This window comes from Hydrogenophaga sp. (assembly GCF_051858985.1).
In the GTDB taxonomy this organism is placed as follows: Bacteria; Pseudomonadota; Gammaproteobacteria; order Burkholderiales; family Burkholderiaceae_C; genus Hydrogenophaga.
This window is the reverse complement of sequence record NZ_JBHYGM010000002.1, coordinates 250,700-276,278: the sequence shown is the minus strand read 5'-3', so window position 1 is coordinate 276,278 and position 25,579 is coordinate 250,700. Positions and strand designations below refer to the sequence as shown.

Genomic DNA, 25,579 nt, shown 5'->3' with positions numbered 1-25,579 from the left:
TGGTTTCGGGAGACACGCGCGTTGTGCCGTTTCGGCACGCGCCGTTGCCGAAACGTACCAGTCAGCCCGGATCGACCGTCTGCCAGAAGGCTTCCGCGGCCGGCGAGAGCTTGCGCTTGGCGCGCACCATGCGGACTTCGAACCCGATCTCCAGTGCCTTGCTGCCCACGGGCGCAAGTTGCTTCGCCTTGCACGCACCGGCGGCCAGCGACCATGGCAACCACGCCACCCCCAGTCCCTTGAGCGCGTACTCCAGCAGCGCATCGGCCGAGTCGCATTCCACCGTTTCCACCAGACTCGGTGCCTTCGGGTGGTTGCTGAGGTGGTCGCGCACCAGGCGGCCCAGCGCGAGCGTTTCGCCATACGCCAGGTATGGAACGGGCTGCGCCTGGTCGAGGCTGAAGGCGGTCTGTCCCAGTGCATTGACCTTGCCCACCGGCACCAGCCGGTCGGTGGCCACCCGGCGTTGCAGGTACTGGTGTGAACTCAGTCGCATGGCAATCTGCGGGTGGTGGTAGGTCAGCATGAAGTCCGCCTCACCACGCTCGAAACGCTGCAGTGTCTCCGCCATGGAGCCCGTTCGCACCACCACACGCACACCAGCGCGCTGACGCCGGATGCGGGCGAGCCAGTCGGCCGCCACCGTGCGAGCAAGCGTGCGACCCGTGCTCAGCGTCACCGTGGCTGTGCTCGCCTCGCCATCGACACCCGCAATCTCACTGCGCGCCTGCGCCATGGCCGGCACCATCTGCAGCGCGTAGCCCAGCAGCTTTTCGCCCTGGCTCGTCAACCGCACCGAGTTGCCCCGTCGCTCGATGAGAGGCGCTCCAGCCCAGGCCTCCAGCGCCTTGATGCGCCGCCCGAAGGCCGGGTGGGTGACATGCCGCTGTTCGGCGGCGCGCGTGAGGCTGCCGGTGTGGGACAGGGCGATCAGGTCTTCGAGCCATTTGGTCTGCATGGGGCGACTTTAGTGGTGTCGAAAAATTAGCGTTGACTAATCAATGAGTCCTGGCTAATATTTCTCCCATGCCCGAACCCACTCCCATCAACGCCGTCCTGCGCACGCTCGCCGACCCGACCCGCCGGGCCGTGTTCGAGCGCATCGTCGATGCCCACGAGATCACCGTCGCCGACCTCACACGCGGCAGCGGCGTCACGCAGGGTGCGATCTCACAGCACCTCAGGTCGCTCAGGCAGGCTGGCCTCGTGGCCGAGCGGCCGGAGGGTCGCCACGTGTACTACCGGGCCGAACCGCAGGGCCTGGCGCCGCTGGTGGACTGGATGAGCCACTACGGCGTGTTCTGGCAGGACCGCTTCACGCAACTCCGGAAACTTCTCAAGGACATCGACCCATGACCGACACCGCCCTGAAGCCCCGCACGCAGGACATCGAGGTGGACGCGTTCCTGCCGCACGCGCCCGCCATCGTCTGGAAGACGCTCACCACCAGCGAACTCATCGGCCGCTGGTTGATGGTGCCCACAGGCTTCGAGCCGGTGAAGGGCAAGCACTTCACCTTCCAGACCACCCCCGGCGGCGCGTGGGACGGCGTGATCCACCTGCAGGTGCTGGATGTGGTGCCTCATGAGCGCCTGGTGTACAGCTGGAAGGGCGGGCACGACGCGAACGAAGGCTACGGTTCTCCACTGGACACGGTGGTGACGTGGACCCTCACGCCCGCCACCGGCGGCACGCGTCTCAGGCTGGTGCACGCTGGCTTCATCGCGCCTCGCAATGATGTGGCTTTCCAGAAGATGAGCGGCGGCTGGCAGCACGTGGTGCAGAACGTGGGCAAGCTGTCGGGCGAGGTGAGCGAATGAGCGCGCCCTTCACTGGCGGCTGCGCCTGCGGACGCCTTCGCTACGAGATCGACGACGCACCCGTCTTCTCCAACCATTGCCAGTGCCGGGACTGCCAGCGCAAGAGCGGCACCGGTCACGGCTCCTACATGACCTTCCCGGACAGGGGCCGCGTGAAGCTCACAGGCGAGGCGCGCGAATGGAGCGTGAAGGCCGACAGCGGCAAGGTGAAGCATCAGGCCTTCTGCCCCCATTGCGGCTCACCGGTGTACCTCACCTTCGCGGCCATGCCGGGCCTCTTCACCATCCACGCCGCGAGCCTGGACGACCCCACCCGCTTCCTGCCACAGATCGTCACCTACGGCGCGCGCGCCCTGCCCTGGGACTGGATCGATCCGGCGCTGCCGGTGGTGGCGACGATGCCCGGCTGAAGGCTGCTCAGGCCACTTCGGGCGATAGCGCGTGAATTGCCTGGAAATGGGTGAGGAACACGCGCCCGCTGAGGTGCTGCAGAAAGTCAGTCTGCTTGAGCCGGTCCATCACGGGACCTTTCACCTCCGACAGGTGGAGCCGCAACCCGGCCCCGCTCAGCCGCTGGTCAATCGCTTCCAGGCTTTCCAGTGCGCTGGCATCGATGTCATTGATCGCCGAACACTGCAGTACCACGTGTTCGAGCGCGGGGCGCCTGGCCACCACATCGTTGATCCGTTCTTCCAGCGCACGTGAGTTGGCAAAGTACAGGCTCTCGTCGACGCGCAAGCTGAACACGCTCGGGCTGGTCAGCACGGTGTGGCGCTGGACGTTGCGGAAATGCTCCGTGCCGGCGACGAGGCCCACCTCGGCCATGTGCGGGCGGCTGGTGCGGAAGAGGTAGAGGGCCAGCGACACGGCAACGCCCACCACCAGCCCGGTCTCGACGCCGATGCCAAGCGTGGCGAACAGGGTGGCCACCACGGCGATGAAGTCGGCCCTGCCGTACTGCCAGGTCTTGCGCAGGATGCTGAAATCCACCAGCGAGAGCACCGCCACCACGATGGTGGCGGCCAGCGTGGCCTGCGGCAGGTAGAACAGCGCCGGCGTGAGGAACAGCGAAGCCAGCAGGATGCCCACCGCCGTGAACACACCAGCGGCCGGGGTCTGCGCGCCGGCATCGAAGTTCACCACCGAGCGCGCGAAGCCGCCCGTCACGGGAAATCCCCCGGTGAACGCCGCGCCCAGGTTGCTGGCACCCAGCGCCACCAGCTCCTGGTCGGGCTCGATGCGCTGGCGTCGCTTGGCGGCCAGCGTCTGCCCGACCGAGACCGACTCCACGAAACCCACCACGCTGATGAGCAGCGCGGGCACCAGCAGTGGTTGCCAGAGGCCCGGATCCCACAGTGGCAGCGTGAACGGCGGCAGGCCCTGCGGCACGGCGCCCACGATCTTCACGCCCTGCGCCTGCCAACCGAGCGCCCAGGTGAGCAGCGTCGTCAAGGCAATGGCGGCCACGGGTCCGGTCTTGGCGACGATGTCTGCCGCTCGAGTCGACATGCCCAGACGCTGCAGCAGCGGCTTGAGCCCGCTGCGCACCCAGAACAGAAAAGCCACAGTCAACACTCCGATGGTCAGCGTAAGCCCATGCGCTTCACCGAGCTGCGAGAGCAGCGACAGGCCCAGGTTCAGAAAGTTGTGCCCATCGGCCTCCACGCCCAGCAAGGTCTTGAACTGACTCGCTGCGATCAGGATGCCGGATGCCGAGATGAAGCCGGAAATCACCGGGTGACTGAGGAAGTTGGCGAGAAAGCCAAGCCGCAACAACCCCATGGCCAGCAACAGGACGCCCGAGAGAAAAGCCAGGGTGATGGCCGCCGCCCAGTATTCAGGCGAACCCGGCACTGCATGTTCACCGATGGCGGCGGCTGTCATGAGCGACACCACCGCGACCGGCCCCACAGCCAGCACGCGGCTGGTGCCGAACCCCGCATACAGCAGCAGCGGTGCCACACTGGCGTAGAGACCCACTTCCGGCGGCAACCCCGCGAGCATGGCGTAGGCCAGGCTCTGGGGAATGAGCATGATGGTGACGATGACCGCCGCCACCCCATCGCCCAGCAGGGTTTCGCGGTTGTAGGCGCGGCCCCACTGCAGGATGGGGAGCGAGGGCAACATCAGGCCCCCGCGCGCTGGCGAAATCCGCTGCGTTCGGCCACTTCGAAGATCAACATGCCGATCACCATGGCGGCCACGAACACCGCGGCTTTCACCTCACCTGAGGCCATGGACACGATGCCCGGCCCCGGGCAGAAACCCGCCAGGCCCCACCCAGCGCCGAAGGTGAGGCCGCCAACGATCAGGCGCCTGTCGATCTGGTTCGATTTCGGCAGGTGCAGGGCGCCTCCCAGGAAACTGGTCGTGCGCTTTCGCGCCAGGGCAAACGCGAAGAAGCCAACGGCGATGGCGCCCCCCATGACAAAGGCGAGCGACGGATCCCAGGTGCCGAAAAGATCCAGGAAGCCAAGGACCTTGCCCGGGTCGGTCATGCCTGACAACAGCAGGCCCAGGCCAAAAAGCAGCCCGACGAAAAATTCAATGACGCGGTGCATGTGCAGGACCTTTAAAGAACGTGGCGAACCACGAAGACCATGGCGAAACCCGCGCCCATGAAGGCCAGCGTGGCCACCAGCGAGCGCGGCGACAGGCGCGACAAGCCGCACACGCCGTGTCCGCTGGTGCAGCCCGAGCCGTAGCGCGTGCCCAGCCCCACCAGCAGACCCGCGGCCACGATGGTGGCGAGGCCGGCATCGATGCGTGGCGCGTTGGCAAACCCCTCGGGCGCGAGCAGCCCATACACCAGCGGAGCGGCGAGCAGGCCCAGCAGAAAGGCGATGCGCCAGCCGGCGTCGCCCACCTTCGGTGGCAACAGCCCGCCAAGAATGCCGCTGATGCCCAGCACGCGGCCATTGAGCAGGATGAACAAGGCAGAAGCCACGCCCAGCAGAACGCCGCCGGACAGTGACGCCCACGGCGTGAAGTTGGCCCAGTCGATGTTCATCGCTTTTTCCTCGGTGGTTCGCAGAACTGCGCGTGCAGCACCTGCATGACGGCCAGCGCCTGGGGGCTGTCGAGCAGGTAGTAGATGTTCTTGCCTTCCCGGCGTGTGCTCACCAGCGCTTCGTCGCGCAGCACGGTGAGCTGCTGCGAAAGCGTGGGCTGAACGATGCCCAGCAGCTCTTCAAGCTCGCCCACCCGGTGTTCTCCCTGGGAGAGCTGGCAAAGGATCAGCAGGCGGTCCGGGTTGGACAGCACCTTCATGAGGCGACAGGCATCGGCGGCGGCGGCCTGCATGTCCTCAAGGTCAAGGGCGGCGTTCTTCATCGCGGGGGTTCTCCGGTTCTTGAATGTCGCAAAGTATATTGACACACAATATATCTGTCAATATACTATTAACAACTTATCTGAAAAGCGACGCCATGAACCACCCAAGCCTCTCTCCACAAGTGCACGGCCAGTTCGACCCCGCCACCTGGACCGTCACCTACGTGGTCCACAACGGCCCGGGCAGCGAATGCGCCATCATCGATTCGGTGCTCGACTACGACCCCAAGTCGGGCCGCACGCAACATGCCTCGGCCGATCGGGTGATCGATTACGTGCGCGCCAACGACCTGAAAGTGCGCTGGATCCTGGAAAGCCATGCGCATGCCGATCACCTGTCGGCTGCGCCCTACCTGCGTGACCAGCTTGGTGGGCAGGTCGGCATCGGCGCCCACATCACCACCGTTCAAAAGGTGTTCAAGGGCGTCTTCAACCTGGAGCCCGGCTTCCGGCAGGACGGCTCGCAGTTCGACCATCTGTTTCAGGACGGCGAGGTGGTCCCGCTCGGCGCCCTCTCCGGCGAGGTGATGTTCGTCCCGGGCCACACACCCGCCTGCGCGGCCTACCGATTCGGCGACGCAGTCTTCGTCGGCGACACGCTCTTCATGCCGGACGTGGGCACGGCCCGCTGCGACTTTCCCGGCGGAGATGCCCGCGCCCTCTACGCGTCCACCCGCAAGTTGTTGAGCCTGCCGCCTGAGACACGGCTCTTCATGTGCCACGACTACCCGCCAGATGACCGGGAAGTGGCTTTCGAAACCACGGTGGCCGAGCAACGCGAAAAAAACATCCACGTGCACGACGGCGTGAGCGAAGAAGAGTTCGTGGCCATGCGCACGAAGCGCGACGCCACCCTGGAAATGCCCACGCTCATCCTGCCGTCGGTGCAGATCAACATCCGCGCCGGCGAAATGCCGCCTGCTGAAGACAACGGCGTGGCCTATCTGAAGATTCCCCTGAACGCGCTCTGATCGAGCGCACCCCCGTCCCATCCCACCTCCCTGGAGAACTCTCATGACCAAGAACGTCGGCGGCATCGACCGCACCCTGCGCATCGTCATCGGCCTGGCCCTCATCGCGGCTGCCGCCACCGGCACCGTGGGGCTGTGGGGTTACATCGGCGTGGTGCCCCTGCTCACCGGGCTCGTCGGCTGGTGCCCGCCCTACGCCATGCTCGGTTTCAACACCTGCTCGATGAAGAAGTGACTGTCACGCCGGCACGGGATCGGCGGCCGTCTTTTTCTTCCGCTCTTCCAGCCGGTTGCGCAACACCCCGTTGATCTCAGCGCCGAAGATCAGCGTGGTCGCGCTGATGTACAGAAATACCAGCGTGGCCACCACGCCCGCAAAACTGCCGTAGAGCAGGGCCAGCTTGCCCGCCGTGCGCAGCGTGTAAGACAGCGCAGCTGCCGCGCCCACCCACATGGCCGCGCCCACCACGGCGCCGGGCAACACGGTGTAGAGGCGTTGGCGGATGTCCGGCAGCCAGCCGTACATCAGCGCGTACAGCGCCACCAGCACCAGATAAGCCAGCGCATAGCGCACGGCATGGCGGATCCAGTGCACATCCGGCCCTTCACCCACGTTGTCGGCCAGCAGTTGCCACACGTAGGGCAGGATCACCACGGAGCTGAACGCCACCAGAATCGCAGAGCCCACGATCACGGTGAAGAGCGTGACCTTGATGCGTGCTTTCCAGAAGGACAAACCCCGTTCGATGCCATAGGCGCGGTTCAGCGCCGAACGGATCGCCTGCATGCCGGAGGATGCCGTCCACAGCGTCACCACCACGCCAATGGCCAACAGCGCCTGGTTGCGCTGTGCCAGCACCTGGTCGATGACGGGCTGCATGACCTCCCGCACCAACTGCGGCGCGTACTCCATCACCCGGCTGACCAGTTGCGCTGCGTCACCGGGCTTGCCGATGTAGCCGGCCGACGCGGACAGCAGGATCAGCAAGGGGAACATGGCCAGCACCGAGGAGAAAGCCAGGCTGCCCGCCTGGTTCGCGCTCTGGTGAAGGATGTAGTTTCGAACGGCCAGCACCATGACGCGCAGGCCCGGCGTGTTCAGCACGCCTTCCTTGATGCGGCGCCCGGTGTCCTGAATCCTTCCCATCGGCAACAGCGCCCGGCCGGCGCCGTTTATTTGATGCGACGGCCCAGCGGCGTGTACCGAAGCAGCTTGCTCCAGCCATCACGCCCGCTGGCAGCCCTGCCCACCAGTGCGGAGCCCGCCAGCAGGCCGGCGGTGCGAAGCAGGAAAGAAGGGCTCTTGCGGGTGATCATCCAGGCGGCGATGCCCGCCCCCAGCACCAGCCAGTGTTCGCCAGGCGCGCTCGGGCGTGCATGGTCCAGGACTTTCAGTTCCTGGACGGGGGTGACCTCGGGGGTGGGCCGATCCGTGCGGCGGGTCCTCTCGACCATGATGAATCTCCTTGGATGTGGGGAGTTTCAAACTTAACGTCTTGAGAGGCTTTGCCTTGTAGGACGTCTCCGCATCCGGCGTCAGCGCCGCGCCATCCACGCCTCCAGCGGCCAGCGCGTCGGACCGCTGAGCGCGGCTGCGGCCCAGGCCGCCACCCACAGGCCAAGGCAGAACACCACGCTCTGCACCGTCGTCCACATGAGCCCCAGGCCCACCCCGGAAAAGAGCGCCATGCAGATGAGGCTGTGGCCAACGTAGAGCGAGAGCGTGCGCTGGCCCAGCGGCCCGAGCCAGCGGCACCAGCGCGCCCTGCCCCCGCGCGACGCCAGCGCCAGTGCGACCACATACAGCGCCGCCATGGGCATCGACACCCATTCGCCCAGGACCTCCAGCCAGCGACTGACGGGCTGGCTCGCTGGCGTCATGCCATAGCCCCAGCCGTGCAGACCGCCCAGCGCCAACACCGGCACGCACGCCAGCAGCCACACGCGATTGAGCCAGCCGCGCCAGCGACGGTGTGTCAGCAGCCGCAAGCGCGCGGCCGCCACGCCGCAGAGCATGCAGAAATACAGCACGGGCGCCGAAAAGATGAGGGCAGACACCTGCTGCAGCGCATAGGTGCTCGCGTTGACACCCAGGAATTCCCAGGCATTTCGCACGCTGGAAAGCGAAGCACCTTCCACCACCAACGGCAGATCCGACAGACGAAAGATCACGCCTGCCAGCAACAGCTTGGCCAGCACCGCCGCCAAGAATGCGCCGCGCAGGTGCCGGCGAAACCGGCGCCAGGGCATGTGCAATCTGCCGAGCACCTGCCAGCCCACCACGGCGTACATGGTGAGGATGTCGCCCAGGTAGACGAACGCACCGTGCAGCACACCCAGCAGCAGCAGGCGGCCCTGCCTTGCCGCGCCGCGTTGCAGCGCATCGGGCCTGGAATGGCGGCGGGCGGCCAGCCAGAGCCCCATGCCGAACACAAAGGCCAGCATCGTGTAGCCCTTGCCCTGCAACAACCCCGCCACCAGGCCCTGCGTGGCGGCGGCCCACGTACTTTCGGGCGGCAGGCGCAAGCCGAGGTGCGGGCCCAGGGGCGCAATGGCATAGCCCACGGTGTTCACCACCAGCACGGCCACCAGGGCCAGGGCTCGGAGCGCGTCGGGCAGCGGCTGGCGATTCGAGTCGCCCGTCATACGCGGGTCTTGGGTGTGTTCAAGGAAAATCCATGTCGAAGCGAAGCAGGCATGCCCGCCATTGTGCCGACGCGCAGGCTTTGCTCATCATGGGCACTCAGAGCGAAGGAAGGATGACCACCATGACCACGACCACCCACCGCGTCTTCAAGATGGCCTTCGCCAAGGTCTATCCCCTGTATGTGCAGAAAGCTGAGCGCAAGGGCCGCACAAAAGCGGAAGTCGATCAGATCATCCGCTGGCTCACCGGCTACGACCAGGCCGGCCTGGAGCGGCAGATCGAACAAGGCAAGGACTTCGAAGCTTTCTTCGCTGAGGCCCCGGCCATGAACCCCAACACATCGCTGATCACCGGTGTGGTCTGTGGCGTGCGCGTCGAGGCCGTGGACGACCCGCTGATGCAGAAGATCCGCTACCTGGACAAGCTGATCGATGAACTGGCGAAGGGGAAGAAGATGGAGAAGATCCTGCGGGCTTCGCCAGAAGCCTGACGGGCGGCTGCCACGGCTAAACTCGCCTTCAGCCCACGTAGTCAGCTCACTTTCCAAGGCCACATGACAGCATTCAAGGGTTCTTGTCTCTGCGGCAGCGTCACCTATTCGGTCGGTCGTGCGCCGGTTCAAGTCGTGGCGTGCCACTGCGGACTTTGCAGGCGAATGACGGGCGCGCCCTTCTCCGTCTACGTGGTCGCCCGAAGCGCCGACGTTGAGGTCCTGGAACAGAACGCCGACCTCACGCGGCACCAGGTCACCGAGCGAACAACCCGAAGCTTCTGCGGCCAGTGTGGGACGCCGATCTTCAATGTCAACGTCCACGACTACCCGGGGCTGAGCATGCTTTACCTCGGGACGACGGAGGCACCCGAGCGCCACGTGCCGGCCATGGAAATCTTTTGCGAGAACAAGCTTCCCTGGGTCGTGCTCGGCACCACCTGCAGCCCACACGCGCGTTCGCCTGGTGAGGCCTGACACATCTCGGTCAGCTCGACCACACCAGCCTGACTGACCGCCACGCGGTGCAGGCCAGCGAGCCCTTCCCTGCAGCGCAGGCTGCACCAGAAAAAAGCCGACTAGTTGCTCGGCCTCCGCTCCAGCGCAGCCCGCAGCTCGCCCACGATGCCCTTGCGGAAAGCCAGCACGCACACCACGAAGATCACACCGATGATCACGGTGACCCACGAGCCCACCTTGTCGGCCAGCAGGTTCTGCAGGGCAATGACAATGCCGGCGCCGAGCACGGGGCCGAACAGGGTGCCCACGCCGCCCAGCAGGGTCATGAGGATGACCTCGCCCGACATGCTCCAGTGCGCATCCGACAGCGTGGCAAAGCCCATCACCAGGGTCTTGAGCGAACCGGCCAGGCCTGCGAGGGCGGCCGACAGCACGAAGGCCAGCAACTTGTATTTGTCGGTCTGGTAGCCGAGCGAGATGGCACGGGGTTCGTTCTCGCGGATCATCTTCAGCACCTGGCCAAAGGGCGAATGGACGATGCGCGAAATGGCCATGAAGCAGCCGACGAAGATCGCAAGCACCAGGTAATACATGTTGGTGTCCGAAGCCAGCGAGATGAGGCCGAACAGCTCGCCGCGCGGCACACCTTGCAGGCCATCCTCACCGCCGGTCTGGGGCACCTGCAGGCAGACGAAATAGACCATCTGCGCAATGGCGAGCGTGATCATGGCGAAGTAGATGCCCTGACGGCGGATCGCAACCGCGCCCACCACCAGGCCAATGAGCCCCGCGCCCACCGTGCCCGCCAGCAAGCCCCACTCGGGCGTGAGCGCGTAGACCTTGATCAGGTGGCCCGAGATGTAGGCCGCCGACCCGAAAAAGGCAGCGTGCCCGAAGGACAGCAGGCCCGTGAAACCCAGCAGCAGGTTGAACGCGCAAGCGAACAGCGCGAAGCACAGCAGCTTCATGAGGAACACGGGATACAGCCCCACCAGGGGTGCGACCACGGCCAGTGCCAGTAGTACGGCGTAGGTGACGCGGGTGGTTTTGGACAGGTTTTTCATACGATTGACTTCAGGCCTCTTTGCCGAACAGGCCGGCTGGTCGCACCATGAGCACGAGGACCATGATGACGAAGACCACGATGTTCGAAGCTTCGGGGTAGAAGACGCGCGTCATGCCTTCGACCACGCCCAGCGCGAGCCCGGTGAGGATGGACCCCATGATCGATCCCATGCCCCCGATCACGACCACCGCGAACACCACGATGATGAGGTTCGAGCCCATCAGCGGACTCACCTGGATGATGGGCGCGGCGAGCACCCCGGCCAGCGCCGCCAGTGCCGCGCCAGCGCCGTAGGTGAGCATCACCATCATCGGCACGTTGACGCCGAAGGTCTGCACCAGCGCGGAATTTTCGGTACCTGCGCGCAGGTAGGCCCCCAGGCGCGTGCGCTCGATGAGGTACCAGGTGCCGAAGCACACGGCCAGGGACGCGAACACCACCCAGGCTCGGTAGTTGGGCAGGAACATGAAGCCGAGGTCGGTCGACCCCTGCAGCAGATCGGGCACCGGGTAGTTCTGACCCGATGCGCCGTAGATCTCGCGGAACACGCCTTCGAGAATCAGGGTGAGGCCGAATGTGAGCAACAAGCCGTAGAGCGGATCCAGCTTGTACAGGTGCCGAAGGAACAGCCGCTCGATCACCACACCCAACGCCCCCACGAGCAGCGGTGCAACCACCAGGGAAACCCAGTAGTTGACGCCGAACTGGTCGAGCATGATCCAGGCGGCGAAAGCACCCAGCATGTAGAGGGTTCCGTGCGCGAAGTTGACCACGCCCAGGAGCCCGAAGATCACCGCCAGACCGAGGCTGAGCATGGCGTAGAACGCGCCATTGACGAGCCCGAGCAGGATCTGGCCCATGAAGGCCTGATGGGGTATGCCGAAAATTTCCATGGAATCTCGTCCGGTCAGGCCAGACTCAAAAAAACTGCCAGTGAGTCAACATGGGCGCGCCCCGCACGGGGCGCGCCCTGCTTCAAGCGTTTACTTCTTGACCAGCGTGCACTTGGACTCGGCCACCGTGGTGTAAGCCTGCTCGCCGGGGACCTTGGCCACCAGCTTGTAGTAGTCCCACGGCGTGGTGGATTCCTTGTTGCCCTTGACCTGGTACAGGTACATGTCGTGGATCATGCGGCCGTCCGCGCGGATCTGCCCTTTGCTGTAGAAGTCATTGACCTTGGTGCTCTTCATGGTGGCCATGACCTTGTCGGCGTCGGTGGTCCCTGCCGCCTGGACCGCCTTCAGGTAGGTGGTGGTGGCGGAGTAGTTGGCGGCCTGCAGAGAAGAAGGCATGCGCTTGTACTTCTCGAAGAAGCGCTTGGCGAACTTGCGCGAGGCGTCGTCCTGGTTCCAGTACCAACTGTCGGCCAGTTGCAAGCCTTCGGTATTGGCCAGGCCCAGGCTGTGCACGTCGTTGATGAACACCAGCAAGCCTGCGAGCTTCATGCTCTTGTTGATGCCGAACTCGCGGGCGGCCTTCATGGCATTCGTGAAGTCGCCGCCGGCGTTGGCCAGCGCCAGCACATCGGCCTTGGAGGTCTGTGCCTGCAGCAGGAACGAGGAGAAGTCGGACGCGTTCAGCGGGTGGCGCACCGAGCCTGCCACGGTGCCGCCGTTGGCCTTGACCACCGTCGACGCATCGGCTTCGAGCGAATGGCCGAAAGCGTAGTCGGCGGTCAGGAAATACCAGTTCTTCGCGCCGCCCTTCACCAGCGCATTGCCCGCCACCTTGGCCAGTGCCACGGTGTCGTAGGCGTAGTGCACGGTGTAGGGGGAGCACGCCTCATTGGTCAGGCGCGCAGATCCCGCGCCGATCACCATGAAAGGGCGCTTCTTCTCTTCGGCCACCTTGGCCATGGCCAGGGCCGTGCCGGAGTTGGTGCCGCCCACCAGCATCGACAGGCCTTCCTTGTCGATCCACTCGCGGGCCTTGGAGCTGGCCACGTCGGCCTTGTTCTGGTGGTCGGCGGACAGCACCTCGACCGGTCGGCCCAGCACCTTGCCGCCGAAATCTTCGGCCGCCCACTTGACCATCTCGGCGCCAGCAGGGCCGTCGATGTCCGCGTACAGGCTGGACATGTCGGTGATGAAGCCGATCCTCACCGGGCCGGTGCCCTGCGCAGATGCGGCGGTGGCCAGCGCGATGGACGCGGCGATGACGATGGGTTTGAGTTTCATGGTGTCTCCTTCGGGTTAAAAAAAGCCGGGCATGTTGGCGCTGCGGGTACAGCGGTCAGACGCCCAGGTACTCCTGCAACATGGCCATGTTCTGGCTCAATTCCTTCTTCTCGAACTGCTTGACGATCACGCCGTGCTCCATCACGTAGAAGTGATCGGCCAACGGCGCTGCGAAGCGGAAGTTCTGTTCGACCAACACGATCGTGTAGCCCTTCTTCTTGAGGGCGAGAATCATCTCGGCGAGCTTCTGCACGATGACGGGCGCGAGGCCTTCGGATATCTCGTCCAGCAGCAACAGGCGGGCTCCGGTGCGCAGGATGCGGGCCACCGCCAGCATCTGCTGCTCACCGCCCGAGAGGCGCGTGCCCGGGCTGCTGGCGCGTTCCTTCAGGTTGGGGAACATGTCGTAGATCTCGTCCAGCGACATACCGCCGGGGCCCAGCACGGGCGGCAGCATGAGGTTTTCTTCGGCGCTGAGGCTGGCGAAGATGCCGCGCTCTTCAGGGCAATAGCCAATGCCCAGGTGCGCCACGCGGTGCGGCGCCATGCCGATGGACTCCGTGCCCTGGATGCGGATGGAACCCGTGCGCTTGCCCGTGAGGCCCACGATGGCGCGCATGGTGGTGGTGCGGCCAGCGCCGTTGCGACCGAGCAGCGTGATGACCTCGCCCTCGTGCACGGTGAGGTTGACGCCATGCAGGATGTGCGACTCGCCGTACCACGCGTGCAGGTCGTCGATGCGGAGCATTTCCTTGGCCATGGTCAGTGAGCTCCCTGCAGTGCGGTGTCGGCCGAGCCCATGTAGGCCTCGATCACCTGCGGATTGCGGGACACCTCGGCGTACGGGCCATCGGCGATGATCGCGCCCCGCTGCAGCACGGTGATGCGGTCGGCAATGGATGCCACGACGTTCATGTTGTGTTCCACCATGAGGATGGTGCGCCCCTGCGACACCTTCTTGATCAACTGCGTGACCCGGTCCACGTCTTCATGGCCCATGCCCTGCGTGGGCTCGTCCAGCAACATCAGCTCGGGCTCCAGCGCCAGCGTGGTGGCCAGTTCCAGCGCGCGCTTGCGGCCGTAGGGCAGGTTCACCGTCAGCTCTTCGGTGAAATCCTGCAGGTCCACGGCAGCCAGCAGCTCGCGTGCGCGCTCGTGCAGGTGATGCAACGAACTTTCCGCCTTCCAGAAATGGAACGAGGTACCCAGGTTGCGTTGCAAGGCCGCGCGGACGTTCTCCAGCACCGTCATGTGCGGGAACACCGCGGAGATCTGGAACGAACGCACGATGCCGCGTCGCGCAGTCTGTGCGGGTTTCTCGTGGGTGATGTCCACGCCGTTGAACCGGATGGTGCCGCTGCTGGGCGGCAGGAATTTGGTGAGCAGGTTGAAGAACGTGGTCTTGCCTGCGCCGTTGGGTCCTATCAGGGCGTGGATGTGGCCACGCTGCACTTTCAAGTCCACCTGGTTGACCGCCACGAAGCCCTTGAATTCCTTGCTCAAGCGCTGCGTTTCAAGAATGCACTCTGCTGACAATTGCTTCTCCGGCGACTGTTTATCCATGGCCACGCCGGCTTGCGCCAGACGCGATCGATGGGAGTTGTTGGGTCGAGAATCCGCGACCGGTCTGATGGGTGCAAGCGTACTCGCGCTTGGCTGTGGGCGAAAGCAGGGTCTTCACTCAGTGCCCCGCCAGAAACCGATGCACCAGATCCAGTTGCTCGGGCACGTTCAAGGCCGGCGCGTGTCCGCAACCGGCAATGGTCACCACCAGCGCCCGGGGCCCGCGGTCGCGCATGGCTTCTGCGGTGTCGGCCAGCAGCAGGTCCGAGTCGGCACCACGCAGGCACAGCACGGGCACGTCGATGCGGTCGTAGGTGGGCCAGAGGTCGTAATCGTGGGGGTGGTCGATGAACTGGCGCACCATGGCCGGGTCGTAGTGTGGCGTCACGCGGCCGTCCGGCAGGCGTCGGGTGGAGCTCTCGGTGAAGAGGCGCCACTGTGCATCGCTGATGTAGCCGTACGGCTTGTAGACGGTGCGGAAGTACTGCTCCAGTTCGCTCACCGTGTCGAAGCCCGGTGGGCTGCCGGCGTAGCTGCGGATGCGCTGCACCGCGGCGTCGGCGAGCCTGGGGCCGATGTCGTTGAGCACCAGCCTTTCGACTCGGCCGTGCAGTGGCCCCGCTGCGCACGCCATGCCGATGGCGCCACCCATGGACGTGCCCACCCAATGGAAGCGCTTGAGTGCGAGCTGGTCCACCAGCGATGTGGCAATGCGGCCGTAAAAATCGAGGCAGTACTCGGCTTCGGGTTTCGGGCTCCACTGGCTCAGGCCACGGCCAATGGTGTCGGGGCAGATCACACGCCAGCCCAGGGCGCACAGGTGCTCGGCCAGTGGGTCCATGTCGCGGCCCGTGCGCGCCAGGCCATGCCAGGCCACCACCACAGGGCCCGTGGGCTCTTCGGGTTCCCAGTCCATGAAGTGGATCTCGCGGCCCTCGCACTTCAGGTAGCGCGAGCGGGGCAACACGGTGGTGGCGATGGCGGTGTTCATGGGTTGCGGCCCTTCATGCGCGAGAGCACGGCGCGTTCCCTGAGCTTGCCCACGATGCCGGTGGGAAAGTAGTACACCGAAAGCACGAAGAGCAGGCCCAGCCAGAGCAGCCACCGGTCTGGCGTGAGCAGTGCGGGCAGCAGCGGAATGCCCTGGGTGGCCTCGCCGGCCAGGCGCAGCAGATCCTGCAGATAGCTCTGCGCCACCAGGAACAGCACGCTGCCAATGAGCGCGCCGTACAGCGTGCCCATGCCACCGATGACGACGATGAGCAGGATGTCGAGCATGATCTCGAACGAGAGCGAGGTGTCGGGTCCGTTGTAGCGCAGCCAGATGGCCAGCAGGCACCCGGCAAGCGTGGCGAAGCTGGCGGACAACACATTGGACAGCGTGCGGTACACCACCGTGCGGTAGCCCAGCGCTTCGGCTCGGAAATCGTTCTCGCGAATCGCTTGCAGGACGCGACCGAAGGGCGAGTTCACGATGCGCAGGATGGTGAGGAAGATGGCAGTAACGGCCAGGAAGATCAGGTAGTAGGTGATCAGCCGGCCGTTCAGGTCCACCTCGCCCAGCGGCGTGCGGATGGGTTCCTCGCGCAGGCTGAAGCCGGGCGACAGCAGCTCGGGCACGCGGAAGGTCAGGCCGTCTTCACCGCCCGTGAAGTCGGAGAGCTGAGACGCCAGCGTGAGGAAGGCCGAGGCCACGGCGAGCGTGATCATGGCGAAGAAGATCGCCTTCACGCGCAACGAGAACAGGCCGATGAGCAGCGAGAGCACCAGCGAGATCAGCAGCGCGCAGACGATGCCGACCAGCAAGGCACCCCAGCTCGCCTGCTCCACCGAGTTCAACGCAATGGCCACGCCATACGCCCCGATGCCGAAGAACATCGTATGCGCGAAACTCACGATGCCGGTGTAGCCCAGCAGCAGGTCGAAGCTGGCGACCAGCGCCACGAAGATCAGCACCTTGGCCGCCACGTTCAGCGCCTTCACACCAGGGAACAGGAAGGGCGCCAGGGCCAGGCCCAGGAACAGCACGATCAGCAACACGCTGAGCCAGCGGCTGCGCGGGAGGTCGTTGGAAAGGAGTCGGGAAATCATGCGGCGCTCCTGTTCAACGGTTCGTCACCGGGTACACGCCCTGTGGCCGCCACAGCAGGATGGCCACCATCAATGCGATGTTGGAGAACAGCGCCACCTTCGGAGCCAGGAAGCCGGTGTAGTTGGCCATCAGCCCCACCAGCAGGGCACCGATCAGCGCCCCCGTGGTGGAGCCCAGGCCGCCGATGATGATGACGATGAAGATCAGCACATTGACCTGCGCGCCCATCTGCGGAATCACGCTCTGCTGGTACAGGCCCCACATCACGCCGCCCAGGCCGGCCAGCGCGCTGCCCACCACGAACACGCCGATGAAGAGCTGGCGAATGCGGTAGCCGAGCGACTCGACCATCTCGCGGTCCTGCACGCCCGCGCGCACCAGCAGGCCCACCTTGGTGCGGTTGAGCGTCCACACCATGGCCGCGAACACCGCCAGACCCACCAGCACCGCGAGCAGGCGGTACTTCTCCACCGCCGCGTCGCCAAAGATGAAGGAACCGCGCAATGCCTCTGGCAGCGGCAATGCGATCTGCTCCGGCCCCCACACCACCTTGATGAGTTCTTCACCGATGATCATGCCGCCCATGGTGATGAGGATCTGCTTCAGGTGCATGCCGTACACCGGGCGGATGATCAGCCGCTCGAACACCCAGCCCAGCGCGCCGGCCACTGCCATGGCCACCAGCATGGCCGGCAGCAGCGCCGCCAGGTTCAGCCAGAGGCTGTCGGCGGTGGTGAAGCTGTTCATGCTGCCCAGCACCGTGGTGGCCACAAAGGCGCCGAGTGCGATGAACACGCCGTGACCGAAATTCAGCACATCCATGAGACCGAACACCAGCGTGAGGCCCGACGCAATGATGAAGATAATCATGCCCATGGCCAGGCCCGCCACCGTGAGCGTGATCCAGGTGGAGCCGCTGCCCACGGCAGGCAACGCGAGCAGCGCGAGCACGGGCACCAGCGCCAGCGGCTTCCAGTCGAAGTCGGCTTTGAGCAATGTCATTGGTGCGCTCCGAGGGAAAGGCCGAGCAGCCTGGATTGCAGGTTCTCATCGGAAGCCAGTTCTGCCATCGAGCCGCTGTGCACCACACGCCCGTCGTCCATCACGGCCACCGTGTCGCCGAGCTGGCGCGCGAAATTGAAGTTCTGCTCCACCAGCAGGATGGTGGTCTTCGCGGCCTTGAGTTCGCGGAAGGCCGCGATCATGTTCTGGATGATCGCGGGTGCCAGCCCCTTGCTGGGCTCGTCGATCAGCAGCAGCTTGCGCGGCTCGACGATGGCGCGCGAGACGGCCAGCATCTGCTTCTGCCCACCGCTGAGCTTGCCGGCCGGGTGCAGCCAGAACTTCTTCATGGCCGGGAACAGGCCGAAGATCCATTCCAGGCGCTGCGTGTCGATGTCGTCCAGCGTGCGCGCGCCGCGCGCGGACAGCAGCATGTTCTCTCGCACCGAGAGGTCCGAGAAGATGCCCATGCTCTCAGGGACGTATGCCACGCCGCTTTGCGCGATGTCGGGCGTGGGTCGTTGGGTGATGTCCACGCCGTCCAGCGTGAGCGTGCCCTGGCTGGCGTGCCACAGGCCCATGATGGTGCGCAGCGTGGTCGTCTTGCCCGCGCCATTGCGGCCGAGCAGCATGGTCATCTGGCCTGCCGGCACCTCCAGGTCCACGCCGTGGAGGATGTGGTACGCGCCAATGTGGGTGTGCACCCCTTGCAGGGTGAGCAGGTTGCTCATGCTGCCATCTCTTCTTCAGGATTGATGCCGAGGTAGGCCTGCTGCACCACCGGGGAGGCGATCACCTCGGCCGGGTCGCCATCGGCCACCAGTTCGCCGTTGTGCAGCACGATGATGCGGTCCGAGAGTTCGCGCACCACGTCCATCTTGTGCTCGACCAGCAGGATGGTCTTGGTCTTGTCGTTCTTCAGTTGCCGGATCAGGTTCAGGATCACCGGCACCTCGTCCACGCTCATGCCGGCGGTGGGTTCGTCGAACATGAACACCTGCGGCTCCAGCGCCATCAGGATGGCCACCTCCAGCTTGCGCTGATCACCGTGCGGCAGGCTGCTGGCGAGCGCGTCGCGCTTGTCGGCCAGCGCCACGGTCTCCAGCACGGCATCGGCGCGTTCCAGCAGATCGCGCCGGTCGCTCCAGATGCGCCACAGGTTCAGCCCTGCGCGGGCCTTGGCCTGCACGGCCAGGCGCACGTTCTCGCGAACGGTGAGGTTGGGAAACAGGTTGGTGAGCTGGAATGCACGACCGAGGCCGGCCTGCGCCCGCGCCGGCGCACCGAGCGCAGAAATGTCCTTGCCACCCAGCAGCACGCGGCCCGCACTGGCCTTGATCTGGCCGGAGATCAGATTGAAGTAGGTCGTCTTGCCCGCCCCGTTCGGGCCGACGATGGCGGTCAGTGTGCCCGGCGCGAACGCGCACGAGACGGCACTCACCGCCACGTGGCCACCGAAGCGGACCGTGAGATCTTGGGTTTCAAGCATCGAGAATCCTCGGAGAGAGGCAGTGTCCGTTCGCCCTGAGCCTGTCGAAGGGCCTCCAGGCGTGGATGGGTTTCGACAGGCTCAGCCCGAACGGTTGTTGAGAATCAGCGCTTGTTCCTGATGGGAATCGCCAGATCCTCAGGCTTGATCTCGCGAACCAGTTCCGGCACGCCCCACGCAAATGCCGGGTCCACCTTGATCTTGAAGTGGTACATGCTCTGCATGGCCTGGTGGTCTTCCTTGCGGAAGGTCATCTTGCCCTTGGGCGTGTCGAAGCTCATGCCTTCCATGGTGGTGATGAGCTTCTCGGTGTTGGTGTCACCGTTGGTCTTCTTGAGCGCGGTCACCACGGCCATGGCGGCGCTGAAGCCACCGGCGGTGAAGAAGTCCGGCGGCGTCTTGAACTGCTTGTAGTGCTCGGCCACCATCGCGTCGTTCACCGGGTTCTTGGGGATGCCGAAGTAGTAGTACAGCGCACCTTCCATGCCGGGGAACTGCTTGTAGGCGACCATGGCCGGCAGGATGTTGCCGCCCGTGGCGAGCTTGATGCCGTAGCGCTTCTCCAGCTCCATTTCGGCGATCTTGCCAAACGGCGTGGGCGCACCCGACCAGCCCACCGAGATGTACTTGTTGCCCGGCTGGTCCTTGAGCTTGTCGACGATGCGCAGCAGGCCAGCGGTGAAGTCCGTCGTGCCCACGGGCAGGTATTCCTCGTGAACGATCTTGGCCTTCTTGATGAAGTCCTTGGCGGCCTTCACGCCGTCGCGGCCGAAAGCGTTGTCGTTGGCGAGCGTGGCCACCACGTTGCCCGGCTGGTCCAGCGCCACGGCGTTGGCGGCGGCGTCCTGGCTGCTGTTGCGGCCGGTGCGGAAGATGTACTTGTTCCACTTGTCACCGGTGATGGAGTCGGCCACGGCGGGCTCCACCAGCAGGATCTTCTTGTATTCCTCAGCCACCGGCAGCATGGCCAGGGCCACGGGCGAAGCGGTCGGGCCGATCGCCAGGTCCACCTTGTCGTCGGCGTACGCGGCGGCCAGCAGGCTCTTGCCCACGTCGGGCTTGCCCTGGTCGTCCTTCTCGATCACCACGATCTTCTTGCCCCCGACCATCATGGTGCCCTGGGTGGCGTAGCTCAGGCCCATCATCAGGCCCGCCTGGGTCTGCTTGGCATAGGCCTCCAGCGGGCCGGTCTTGCTGTGGATGTGGGCGATACGGATCTCGCCTTTGTTGGCCTGAGCCGATGCGAGGGAAGTGCCGAGCGCGGCCGAGCAGGCGAGCGCGATGACCGCCAGACGGCGGGTGGTGTGAGTCATGTCTTGTCTCCTGGTTGTAGCGGTCACAGCGCTGGGCGCCGCGCTGGTGCTTTGCAGGCTTCGTGCCAGCGAGACAAGCCGTTGATTTACAACCAGATTTTTTCTGCAAGCTCAGGAGACGTCTGATTTTCAGACGACGTGTATCGCAAAAACTGTCTGAAATTCAGACAGTCGTCTGGATTTCAGACAATTCGCCCTGCCCCGCCAGCCGGTCGTACAGGCTTGCGCGGGAGATGCCGAGCAGCCGGGCCGCTGCGGTGCGGTTGCCACCGGTCTGCGCCAGCGCGTGCGCAATGGCGCGCTGCTCCAGCTCGGCGATCTGCTCGGGCAAGGGGCGCACGTCGCCCACCGGCAAGCTGCGCGGCGCGTTGCGCGGCAAGGCACTCGGGGTCAGCGCCGGCAGGCCGGCTTCGCGCAGCACGGCGTCGACCTGCGCAGCCTCAATGTGGTGGGTGTCGCTGCGCAGGGCGAGCTGCTCCAGCACGTTGCGCAGTTCGCGGATGTTGCCGCGCCACGGTTGGGCGCCCAGCAGGGCCTGGGCGTCGGCGGTGAGCTCGAGCTGGGCGCCGCCGCCGCGAGCGGCGATGTCCTCGCACAGCGCCTCGATCAGCAGCGTGATGTCGTCCTGCCGTTCGCGCAGGGGCGGCACGCGGATCGGCAGCACATTGAGACGGTAGTAGAGGTCTTCGCGGAAGCTGCCGTCGCGCACCATCTGCTGCAGGTCGCGCGAGGTGGCAGCGACCACGCGCACGTCAAAGCTCACCAGCTTGTTCGAACCCAGCGGCTCGATCTCGCCTTCCTGCAGGGCGCGCAACAGCTTGACCTGCACCGACATCGGCATGTCGCCCAGTTCATCCAGGAACAGCGTGCCGCCGTCCGCCAGCTTGAACTTGCCGTCTCGCCCCTTCTTGTCGGCGCCCGTGTAGGCACCGGGCGCGACACCGAAGAACTCGGCCTCCAGCAGGGTGTCGGGCACGGCCGCCATGTTCACGCTCACGAACGGGCGCCCCGCACGGGGTGAAGCGGCGTGGATGGCGTGGGCGAGCAGTTCCTTGCCGGTGCCGGTCTCTCCCAGCAGCAGCACCGGGCTGGCCGACTGCGCAGCGCGGCGCGCCTGGCGCTTCACTTCCAGCGCGGCGGCGCTGCTGCCCACGAAGCTGGCAAAGGTGTACTTGGTGCGGCGCTGGCTGGCGAGTTCGCGGCGCGCCTCGCTCAAGTCCTGCTCGAGCCGCGCGAACTTGCTGATGAGGGGTTGCAAGGTGGTTTCGGGGTGATCGAACAGCACGATGCCGAGCACGCCGATGACTTCGCCCACGTCGTCGCGCAGCGGGATGCGGCTGACGACGAAGGTGCCGGCCCGGTTGGTGAGCAGGTCGATGAGGATGGGCTTGCCGGTGGCCAGCACCTGGTGCATCTGCGTGTTCTGCACAACGCGCGAGACCGGATGGCCCACAAAATCTTCCTCGCGCTCGAACCCGAGCGCGGGCAGGAAACGGCGGTACTGGTCGTTGATCCACACCACACGCCCGTCGCGGTCCACCAGCATCATGCCTTCGCTGGCGTTGGCGAACAGCTCGAACATGGACTTTGCGGCCAGTTCAAGAATGCTTTGGGCGTCGCGTGGGAGGCGGTCGTCGCGGGTCATGGGCGAATGGTACCCCTCACCGTAGTGGGTCCGGTCATCGGCGGCGAGCCGACATCAACTCTGCTCGCGGACGCGGTGCGTTCTGCGCAGCGGCATAAAGGAGGAGGCGGCTCCAGCCGCCGGCGGACAGCCGCGGAGCAGAGCGCACCGCATCCGTGAGCACGCGAGGTCTACCGCCCTAAACCACCACCCGACGCGCCAACAGACGCGGCAGGATCAACACCAGCACCACCACCGCCAGCAAGGTCGCCGACATCGGACGCTGCAGGAACACCATCCAGCTCCCCTCACCGATGGACACCGCATTGCGCATCTGGGCTTCAGCCATCGGGCCCAGGATCAGGCCCACGATGACCGGCGCCGTGGGGAAGTCGTAGCGGCGCATCACCACACCCAGCAGACCCAGGCCGTACATCAGGAACAGGTCGAACGCGCTCTGGCGCATGCCGTACACACCCACCGTGGCGAAGATCAGGATGCCCGCGTACAGCTGCGGGCGCGGGATCTTCAGCAGCTTCACCCACAGGCCCACCAGCGGCAGGTTCAGCACCAGCAGCATCACGTTGCCGATGTAGAGCGAGGCAATCAGCGCCCACACCAGCGCGGACGATGTCTGGAACAACTGCGGCCCGGCATTGATGCCGTAGTTCTGCAAGGCGCTCAGCAGAATGGCGGCCGTGACCGACGTGGGAATGCCCAGCGTGAGCAACGGCACCAGGGTGGCTGTGACGGCCGCGTTGTTCGCGGCCTCGGGCCCGGCCACGCCTTCGATGGCACCGGTGCTGCCGAACTCGGCCTTGTGCTCGGGGGAGGCCAGCTTGCGCTCCGTGGCGTAACTCAGGAACGTGGGAATCTCCGTGCCACCCGCCGGAATGGTGCCGAACGGAAAGCCGATGGCGGTGCCGCGCAACCACGCTGGCCAGGAACGGCGCCACTCACTGCGCGTCATGTGGGCCTTGTTCATCTTGTTCATCGTGGCTTCGCTGCGGCCTTCGTAAAGCGCGTTGTAGAGCGCCTCGGCCACCGCGAACAGGCCCACGGCCACGAGCACCACCTCGATGCCATCCATGAACTCCAGCACGCCTGCGGTGTAACGCACCTGCGCGGTGATCTGGTCGATGCCGATGAGGCCGAGCGCCAGGCCGAAGAACAGCGCGGTCAGCCCGCGCAGCGTGCTCTGGCCCAGCACGGCGCTCACCGTGGTGAAAGCCAGCAGCATCAGGCAGAAATACTCGGGCGGGCCCAACTGCACAGCGAACTGCGCCAGCATGGGTGCGAACAGGGTGACCAGGATGGTGGCAATGGTTCCAGCCACGAAGGAGCCGATGGCCGCGCTGGCCAGCGCCGCACCGGCGCGCCCGCTCTTGGCCATCTTGAACCCCTCCAGCGCGGTCACCATGGTGCCGGTCTCGCCCGGCGTGTTGAGCAGGATCGACGTGGTCGAGCCCCCGTACATGGCGCCGTAGTAGATGCCGGCGAAAAAGATCATCGACGCCGTGGGTTCCACCTGGCCCGTGATGGGCAACAGCATGGCCACCGTGACCGCCGGTCCGAGCCCGGGAAGAACGCCGATGGCGGTGCCCAGAGCGCAACCGGCAAAGGCCCACAGCAGGTTGATGGGCGTGCCCGCCGTGGCAAAGCCACCGAGCAACTGGTTGAGGGTGTCCATCATGGCGTCAGATCCATCCGGAAGCGGTGATGCCGGGCAGGTTCACCGCCAGCACCTTGGTGAACAACCAGAACACCGGCGCCGAAATGACGATGCCGATGACCGCGTCTTTCACGGTCTGCTGCAGGCTGCCTGCCGGTTTGCCTTCGCTCGCGCGCAGGCCGCGCACCGCCAGCACGAAGCACAGCGCGCAGCTCAGGATGAAGCCGATGGTGGTGATGAGCGACGCATTGAGCAACACGCCGGCCGAGACCCAGGCGAGCGAGCGCCAGTCGCCGCGCGCGGAACCCGACGGCTCCGGCATGTTGCGGTAGCCACCGCTCCAGACTTCCCACAGCAGCATCACCCCACAAATGGCCAATGCTCCACTGATCACCCAGGGCATGAAGTTCGGGCCCACACCCGCGTAGCCGGAATCCGAAGAGATATCGGTCGCGCCATACGCGAGCACGGCCGCGACGAGCAGCGCGCCCACGGCGACGGCCAATTGGCCAGGCCGGTGGGCGGATTGAGATGGGGAATCAGGTTGAGACATGTCAGCTTTCCAGAGCGCCGGAGCAAGACGCGCGACGAGATAAGTGTCCGCCTCCAGAGGCATCAAGGGTCCGGCTACGCCGGCCCAAGATGCCGTCCCCCCTCGAAGCGCCGAAGGCGCGCCACAGAGGGGGGAAGCCGCGAAGCGGCACAGGGGGGAGTTCCGATCTACACCATGCCGGCGCGAACCATGGTCGCGCGCAGCGACGAGAAGTCCTTGTCCACGAACTCGTCGAACGCCTTGCCGGTGAGCAGCGCGGGCGTCCAGTTGTTCTTCTCCACCGAAGCCGCCCACGACTTGCTCTGGGTGGCCTTGACCACCATGGCGGTCAGCGCGTCGCGCTGGGCCTGCGTGATGCCAGGCGCGCCGTACACGCCGCGCCAGTTGCCGATCTCCACGTCGATGCCCTGCTCCTTCAGCGTGGGCACGTTGATGCCCTTCACGCGCTGACCCGAGGTCACGGCGATGGCGCGCATCTTGCCGCTGTCGATGTATTGCTGGAACTCGCTGTAGCCGCTGCCGCCGATCGTGACGTTGCCGCCCAGGATGGCCGCCGTGGCTTCACCACCCCCACGGAACGGAACGTAGTTGATCTTCGAAGCCGGCACGCCCACGGCCTGCGCAATCTGCGCCGCGGCGATGTGCTCGGTGGCGCCGCGCGAACCGCCGCCCCACTTGACGCTGCCAGGGTCCTTCTTGAGCTGCTCGACCACATCCTTCATGGTCTTGAAGGGCGAGTTCTCGGGGAGCACGAACACGTTGTATTCGGTGCTCAGGCGCGCAATCGGGGTGAGCTGCGTGATCGACACGGGCGGCTTGCCCGTGATCAGGCCGCCCAGCATCACGGCACCCATCACCATCAGCGCGTTGGGGTCGCCCTTGCTGGCGTTGTAGAACTGGGCCAGGCCGATGGCGCCGGCCGCACCGCCCTTGTTCTCGTAGGTCACGGACGAAGCCACGCCCGCGTCGCGCATCGCATCGCCGAGCGCACGGCCGGTGCCGTCCCAGCCGCCGCCGGGGTTGGCGGGGATCATCATCTTGATGTTGGCGTTGGCCCAGGCCGCATTCGGCAGGGCACCCGCAGCGGCCAGGGCGGCCAGGGTCTTGAGGAAGGTATCGCGGCGCATGCTTGTCTCCTGGTGGGTAAAACGGACACTGCGGATGTTGCGCCAGCACGCTGTCAATCCGCTGTCCAGATTCCTAGTACAAACCCTAGCCCCCACGCTCCTCCGCCGCGCGGGTCGCTGCCCCCCGAGGGGGCTGGGCCTGCCTTGGGGCGGCCCGGCGGCTGGCCCGTGTTGCTACTTT

At 65.5% G+C, this 25,579-nt stretch carries 30 protein-coding genes; 7 read left to right on the top strand and 23 right to left on the bottom strand.

Translation table 11 applies throughout. From position 1 onward, the window contains the following. Nucleotides 1-61: 61 nt before the first annotated feature. Complete coding sequence (locus ACTIEY_RS07720; RefSeq protein WP_439518535.1) at nucleotides 62-958, bottom strand: LysR family transcriptional regulator; 897 nt, start codon at nucleotides 956-958, stop codon at nucleotides 62-64. Between the two features lie 68 nt (nucleotides 959-1,026). Here ACTIEY_RS07720 and ACTIEY_RS07715 point away from each other — a divergent pair, with 68 nt between their 5' ends. Genes ACTIEY_RS07715 through ACTIEY_RS07705 form a run of 3 tightly spaced genes read left to right on the top strand, consistent with a single transcriptional unit; the run spans nucleotide 1,027 to nucleotide 2,230 of the window. Then, nucleotides 1,027-1,356 (top strand): ArsR/SmtB family transcription factor, encoded by a 330-nt coding sequence (locus tag ACTIEY_RS07715; RefSeq protein WP_439518534.1) that lies wholly within the window; start codon nucleotides 1,027-1,029, stop codon nucleotides 1,354-1,356. After that, nucleotides 1,353-1,820, top strand: a complete 468-nt coding sequence (locus ACTIEY_RS07710) for an SRPBCC family protein (RefSeq protein WP_439518533.1) — start codon at nucleotides 1,353-1,355, stop codon at nucleotides 1,818-1,820. Before ACTIEY_RS07715 ends, ACTIEY_RS07710 begins: the two co-directional genes overlap by 4 nt. Then, on the top strand, nucleotides 1,817-2,230 hold the full coding sequence (locus ACTIEY_RS07705) for a GFA family protein (protein WP_439518532.1): 414 nt from the start codon (nucleotides 1,817-1,819) through the stop codon (nucleotides 2,228-2,230). The genes ACTIEY_RS07710 and ACTIEY_RS07705 overlap by 4 nt, the downstream gene beginning before the upstream one ends. A gap of 7 nt (nucleotides 2,231-2,237) precedes the next feature. Here ACTIEY_RS07705 and ACTIEY_RS07700 read toward each other — a convergent pair whose 3' ends face one another. From ACTIEY_RS07700 to ACTIEY_RS07685, 4 genes are read right to left on the bottom strand one after another with little or no spacing between them, the layout of a single operon-like run. Continuing rightward, nucleotides 2,238-3,947: a SulP family inorganic anion transporter gene (locus tag ACTIEY_RS07700; protein ID WP_439518531.1), complete on the bottom strand. Its 1,710-nt coding sequence runs from the start codon at nucleotides 3,945-3,947 to the stop codon at nucleotides 2,238-2,240. Further along, nucleotides 3,947-4,381 carry a DUF6691 family protein gene (locus ACTIEY_RS07695; protein WP_439518530.1) on the bottom strand — a complete coding sequence of 145 codons (435 nt, stop codon included), beginning with the start codon at nucleotides 4,379-4,381 and terminating at the stop codon, nucleotides 3,947-3,949. Before ACTIEY_RS07695 ends, ACTIEY_RS07700 begins: the two co-directional genes overlap by 1 nt. A gap of 11 nt (nucleotides 4,382-4,392) precedes the next feature. Next, on the bottom strand, nucleotides 4,393-4,830 hold the full coding sequence (locus ACTIEY_RS07690; protein ID WP_439518529.1) for a YeeE/YedE family protein: 438 nt from the start codon (nucleotides 4,828-4,830) through the stop codon (nucleotides 4,393-4,395). Continuing rightward, nucleotides 4,827-5,153: an ArsR/SmtB family transcription factor gene (locus ACTIEY_RS07685; RefSeq protein WP_439518528.1), complete on the bottom strand. Its 327-nt coding sequence runs from the start codon at nucleotides 5,151-5,153 to the stop codon at nucleotides 4,827-4,829. The genes ACTIEY_RS07690 and ACTIEY_RS07685 overlap by 4 nt, the downstream gene beginning before the upstream one ends. A gap of 95 nt (nucleotides 5,154-5,248) precedes the next feature. On the opposite strand from ACTIEY_RS07685, the gene ACTIEY_RS07680 reads away from it, so the two are divergent. Beyond that, on the top strand, nucleotides 5,249-6,124 hold the full coding sequence (locus tag ACTIEY_RS07680; RefSeq protein ID WP_439518527.1) for an MBL fold metallo-hydrolase: 876 nt from the start codon (nucleotides 5,249-5,251) through the stop codon (nucleotides 6,122-6,124). Nucleotides 6,125-6,167: 43 nt separating this feature from the next. Beyond that, nucleotides 6,168-6,359 carry a YgaP family membrane protein gene (locus tag ACTIEY_RS07675; RefSeq protein ID WP_439518526.1) on the top strand — a complete coding sequence of 64 codons (192 nt, stop codon included), beginning with the start codon at nucleotides 6,168-6,170 and terminating at the stop codon, nucleotides 6,357-6,359. A gap of 3 nt (nucleotides 6,360-6,362) precedes the next feature. Here ACTIEY_RS07675 and ACTIEY_RS07670 read toward each other — a convergent pair whose 3' ends face one another. From ACTIEY_RS07670 to ACTIEY_RS07660, 3 genes are all read right to left on the bottom strand, one after another. Then, nucleotides 6,363-7,271 carry a YihY/virulence factor BrkB family protein gene (locus ACTIEY_RS07670; protein ID WP_439518525.1) on the bottom strand — a complete coding sequence of 303 codons (909 nt, stop codon included), beginning with the start codon at nucleotides 7,269-7,271 and terminating at the stop codon, nucleotides 6,363-6,365. A 26-nt stretch (nucleotides 7,272-7,297) separates the two neighbouring features. Then, on the bottom strand, nucleotides 7,298-7,579 hold the full coding sequence (locus tag ACTIEY_RS07665) for a hypothetical protein (RefSeq protein ID WP_439518524.1): 282 nt from the start codon (nucleotides 7,577-7,579) through the stop codon (nucleotides 7,298-7,300). Between the two features lie 81 nt (nucleotides 7,580-7,660). Further along, complete coding sequence (locus ACTIEY_RS07660; protein ID WP_439518523.1) at nucleotides 7,661-8,770, bottom strand: DUF418 domain-containing protein; 1,110 nt, start codon at nucleotides 8,768-8,770, stop codon at nucleotides 7,661-7,663. A gap of 122 nt (nucleotides 8,771-8,892) precedes the next feature. Between ACTIEY_RS07660 and ACTIEY_RS07655 the strand changes: the two genes are divergently transcribed. Then, nucleotides 8,893-9,261 (top strand): DUF2200 domain-containing protein, encoded by a 369-nt coding sequence (locus tag ACTIEY_RS07655; RefSeq protein WP_439518522.1) that lies wholly within the window; start codon nucleotides 8,893-8,895, stop codon nucleotides 9,259-9,261. A 63-nt stretch (nucleotides 9,262-9,324) separates the two neighbouring features. Further along, complete coding sequence (locus tag ACTIEY_RS07650; protein WP_439518521.1) at nucleotides 9,325-9,738, top strand: GFA family protein; 414 nt, start codon at nucleotides 9,325-9,327, stop codon at nucleotides 9,736-9,738. 101 nt (nucleotides 9,739-9,839) lie between these two features. Here the strand turns inward: ACTIEY_RS07650 and ACTIEY_RS07645 are convergent, their stop codons facing one another. The 15 genes from ACTIEY_RS07645 to ACTIEY_RS07575 form a co-directional block, all read right to left on the bottom strand. Next, on the bottom strand, nucleotides 9,840-10,784 hold the full coding sequence (locus ACTIEY_RS07645) for a branched-chain amino acid ABC transporter permease (protein ID WP_439518520.1): 945 nt from the start codon (nucleotides 10,782-10,784) through the stop codon (nucleotides 9,840-9,842). Nucleotides 10,785-10,794: 10 nt separating this feature from the next. Continuing rightward, nucleotides 10,795-11,679, bottom strand: a complete 885-nt coding sequence (locus ACTIEY_RS07640; protein ID WP_439518519.1) for a branched-chain amino acid ABC transporter permease — start codon at nucleotides 11,677-11,679, stop codon at nucleotides 10,795-10,797. Nucleotides 11,680-11,769: 90 nt separating this feature from the next. Then, nucleotides 11,770-12,963 (bottom strand): ABC transporter substrate-binding protein, encoded by a 1,194-nt coding sequence (locus ACTIEY_RS07635; protein WP_439518518.1) that lies wholly within the window; start codon nucleotides 12,961-12,963, stop codon nucleotides 11,770-11,772. Nucleotides 12,964-13,018: 55 nt separating this feature from the next. Next, complete coding sequence (locus ACTIEY_RS07630; protein WP_439518517.1) at nucleotides 13,019-13,723, bottom strand: ABC transporter ATP-binding protein; 705 nt, start codon at nucleotides 13,721-13,723, stop codon at nucleotides 13,019-13,021. A 2-nt stretch (nucleotides 13,724-13,725) separates the two neighbouring features. Next, a complete protein-coding gene (locus ACTIEY_RS07625) occupies nucleotides 13,726-14,499 on the bottom strand; it encodes an ABC transporter ATP-binding protein (RefSeq protein WP_439518516.1) in 774 nt (257 codons plus the stop codon). Nucleotides 14,500-14,644: 145 nt separating this feature from the next. Further along, entirely contained in the window at nucleotides 14,645-15,517 is an 873-nt protein-coding gene (locus tag ACTIEY_RS07620; protein ID WP_439518515.1) for an alpha/beta fold hydrolase, read from the bottom strand. Further along, nucleotides 15,514-16,617: a branched-chain amino acid ABC transporter permease gene (locus tag ACTIEY_RS07615; RefSeq protein WP_439518514.1), complete on the bottom strand. Its 1,104-nt coding sequence runs from the start codon at nucleotides 16,615-16,617 to the stop codon at nucleotides 15,514-15,516. The genes ACTIEY_RS07620 and ACTIEY_RS07615 overlap by 4 nt, the downstream gene beginning before the upstream one ends. Before the next feature lie 13 nt (nucleotides 16,618-16,630). Next, nucleotides 16,631-17,620: a branched-chain amino acid ABC transporter permease gene (locus ACTIEY_RS07610; RefSeq protein ID WP_439518513.1), complete on the bottom strand. Its 990-nt coding sequence runs from the start codon at nucleotides 17,618-17,620 to the stop codon at nucleotides 16,631-16,633. Beyond that, a complete protein-coding gene (locus ACTIEY_RS07605; RefSeq protein WP_439518512.1) occupies nucleotides 17,617-18,351 on the bottom strand; it encodes an ABC transporter ATP-binding protein in 735 nt (244 codons plus the stop codon). Before ACTIEY_RS07605 ends, ACTIEY_RS07610 begins: the two co-directional genes overlap by 4 nt. Continuing rightward, on the bottom strand, nucleotides 18,348-19,109 hold the full coding sequence (locus ACTIEY_RS07600; RefSeq protein WP_439518511.1) for an ABC transporter ATP-binding protein: 762 nt from the start codon (nucleotides 19,107-19,109) through the stop codon (nucleotides 18,348-18,350). The genes ACTIEY_RS07605 and ACTIEY_RS07600 overlap by 4 nt, the downstream gene beginning before the upstream one ends. Nucleotides 19,110-19,213: 104 nt before the next feature. Continuing rightward, the gene (locus ACTIEY_RS07595) at nucleotides 19,214-20,422 is read right to left on the bottom strand and encodes a substrate-binding domain-containing protein (protein WP_439518510.1); all 1,209 of its coding nucleotides are present in this window, start codon (nucleotides 20,420-20,422) and stop codon (nucleotides 19,214-19,216) included. A 163-nt stretch (nucleotides 20,423-20,585) separates the two neighbouring features. Further along, nucleotides 20,586-22,067 (bottom strand): sigma-54 interaction domain-containing protein, encoded by a 1,482-nt coding sequence (locus ACTIEY_RS07590; RefSeq protein WP_439518509.1) that lies wholly within the window; start codon nucleotides 22,065-22,067, stop codon nucleotides 20,586-20,588. Nucleotides 22,068-22,245: 178 nt separating this feature from the next. Further along, complete coding sequence (locus ACTIEY_RS07585) at nucleotides 22,246-23,736, bottom strand: tripartite tricarboxylate transporter permease (RefSeq protein WP_439519422.1); 1,491 nt, start codon at nucleotides 23,734-23,736, stop codon at nucleotides 22,246-22,248. A gap of 7 nt (nucleotides 23,737-23,743) precedes the next feature. Beyond that, a complete protein-coding gene (locus tag ACTIEY_RS07580; protein ID WP_439518508.1) occupies nucleotides 23,744-24,271 on the bottom strand; it encodes a tripartite tricarboxylate transporter TctB family protein in 528 nt (175 codons plus the stop codon). A 167-nt stretch (nucleotides 24,272-24,438) separates the two neighbouring features. Next, nucleotides 24,439-25,398, bottom strand: coding sequence for a Bug family tripartite tricarboxylate transporter substrate binding protein (locus ACTIEY_RS07575; RefSeq protein ID WP_439518507.1), 960 nt, complete (start codon nucleotides 25,396-25,398; stop codon nucleotides 24,439-24,441). Between the last annotated feature and the right edge of the window lie 181 nt (nucleotides 25,399-25,579).

What these genes read in the sequence shown, in the direction of transcription:
- ACTIEY_RS07720 (WP_439518535.1), bottom strand. Translation starts at nt 958, where the DNA reads ATGCAGACCAAATGGCTCGAAGACCTGATCGCCCTGTCCCACACCGGC.
- ACTIEY_RS07715 (WP_439518534.1), top strand. Translation starts at nt 1,027, where the DNA reads ATGCCCGAACCCACTCCCATCAACGCCGTCCTGCGCACGCTCGCCGAC.
- ACTIEY_RS07710 (WP_439518533.1), top strand. Translation starts at nt 1,353, where the DNA reads ATGACCGACACCGCCCTGAAGCCCCGCACGCAGGACATCGAGGTGGAC.
- ACTIEY_RS07705 (WP_439518532.1), top strand. Translation starts at nt 1,817, where the DNA reads ATGAGCGCGCCCTTCACTGGCGGCTGCGCCTGCGGACGCCTTCGCTAC.
- ACTIEY_RS07700 (WP_439518531.1), bottom strand. Translation starts at nt 3,947, where the DNA reads ATGTTGCCCTCGCTCCCCATCCTGCAGTGGGGCCGCGCCTACAACCGC.
- ACTIEY_RS07695 (WP_439518530.1), bottom strand. Translation starts at nt 4,381, where the DNA reads ATGCACCGCGTCATTGAATTTTTCGTCGGGCTGCTTTTTGGCCTGGGC.
- ACTIEY_RS07690 (WP_439518529.1), bottom strand. Translation starts at nt 4,830, where the DNA reads ATGAACATCGACTGGGCCAACTTCACGCCGTGGGCGTCACTGTCCGGC.
- ACTIEY_RS07685 (WP_439518528.1), bottom strand. Translation starts at nt 5,153, where the DNA reads ATGAAGAACGCCGCCCTTGACCTTGAGGACATGCAGGCCGCCGCCGCC.
- ACTIEY_RS07680 (WP_439518527.1), top strand. Translation starts at nt 5,249, where the DNA reads ATGAACCACCCAAGCCTCTCTCCACAAGTGCACGGCCAGTTCGACCCC.
- ACTIEY_RS07675 (WP_439518526.1), top strand. Translation starts at nt 6,168, where the DNA reads ATGACCAAGAACGTCGGCGGCATCGACCGCACCCTGCGCATCGTCATC.
- ACTIEY_RS07670 (WP_439518525.1), bottom strand. Translation starts at nt 7,271, where the DNA reads ATGGGAAGGATTCAGGACACCGGGCGCCGCATCAAGGAAGGCGTGCTG.
- ACTIEY_RS07665 (WP_439518524.1), bottom strand. Translation starts at nt 7,579, where the DNA reads ATGGTCGAGAGGACCCGCCGCACGGATCGGCCCACCCCCGAGGTCACC.
- ACTIEY_RS07660 (WP_439518523.1), bottom strand. Translation starts at nt 8,770, where the DNA reads ATGACGGGCGACTCGAATCGCCAGCCGCTGCCCGACGCGCTCCGAGCC.
- ACTIEY_RS07655 (WP_439518522.1), top strand. Translation starts at nt 8,893, where the DNA reads ATGACCACGACCACCCACCGCGTCTTCAAGATGGCCTTCGCCAAGGTC.
- ACTIEY_RS07650 (WP_439518521.1), top strand. Translation starts at nt 9,325, where the DNA reads ATGACAGCATTCAAGGGTTCTTGTCTCTGCGGCAGCGTCACCTATTCG.
- ACTIEY_RS07645 (WP_439518520.1), bottom strand. Translation starts at nt 10,784, where the DNA reads ATGAAAAACCTGTCCAAAACCACCCGCGTCACCTACGCCGTACTACTG.
- ACTIEY_RS07640 (WP_439518519.1), bottom strand. Translation starts at nt 11,679, where the DNA reads ATGGAAATTTTCGGCATACCCCATCAGGCCTTCATGGGCCAGATCCTG.
- ACTIEY_RS07635 (WP_439518518.1), bottom strand. Translation starts at nt 12,963, where the DNA reads ATGAAACTCAAACCCATCGTCATCGCCGCGTCCATCGCGCTGGCCACC.
- ACTIEY_RS07630 (WP_439518517.1), bottom strand. Translation starts at nt 13,723, where the DNA reads ATGGCCAAGGAAATGCTCCGCATCGACGACCTGCACGCGTGGTACGGC.
- ACTIEY_RS07620 (WP_439518515.1), bottom strand. Translation starts at nt 15,517, where the DNA reads ATGAACACCGCCATCGCCACCACCGTGTTGCCCCGCTCGCGCTACCTG.
- ACTIEY_RS07615 (WP_439518514.1), bottom strand. Translation starts at nt 16,617, where the DNA reads ATGATTTCCCGACTCCTTTCCAACGACCTCCCGCGCAGCCGCTGGCTC.
- ACTIEY_RS07610 (WP_439518513.1), bottom strand. Translation starts at nt 17,620, where the DNA reads ATGACATTGCTCAAAGCCGACTTCGACTGGAAGCCGCTGGCGCTGGTG.
- ACTIEY_RS07605 (WP_439518512.1), bottom strand. Translation starts at nt 18,351, where the DNA reads ATGAGCAACCTGCTCACCCTGCAAGGGGTGCACACCCACATTGGCGCG.
- ACTIEY_RS07600 (WP_439518511.1), bottom strand. Translation starts at nt 19,109, where the DNA reads ATGCTTGAAACCCAAGATCTCACGGTCCGCTTCGGTGGCCACGTGGCG.
- ACTIEY_RS07595 (WP_439518510.1), bottom strand. Translation starts at nt 20,422, where the DNA reads ATGACTCACACCACCCGCCGTCTGGCGGTCATCGCGCTCGCCTGCTCG.
- ACTIEY_RS07590 (WP_439518509.1), bottom strand. Translation starts at nt 22,067, where the DNA reads ATGACCCGCGACGACCGCCTCCCACGCGACGCCCAAAGCATTCTTGAA.
- ACTIEY_RS07585 (WP_439519422.1), bottom strand. Translation starts at nt 23,736, where the DNA reads ATGGACACCCTCAACCAGTTGCTCGGTGGCTTTGCCACGGCGGGCACG.
- ACTIEY_RS07580 (WP_439518508.1), bottom strand. Translation starts at nt 24,271, where the DNA reads ATGTCTCAACCTGATTCCCCATCTCAATCCGCCCACCGGCCTGGCCAA.
- ACTIEY_RS07575 (WP_439518507.1), bottom strand. Translation starts at nt 25,398, where the DNA reads ATGCGCCGCGATACCTTCCTCAAGACCCTGGCCGCCCTGGCCGCTGCG.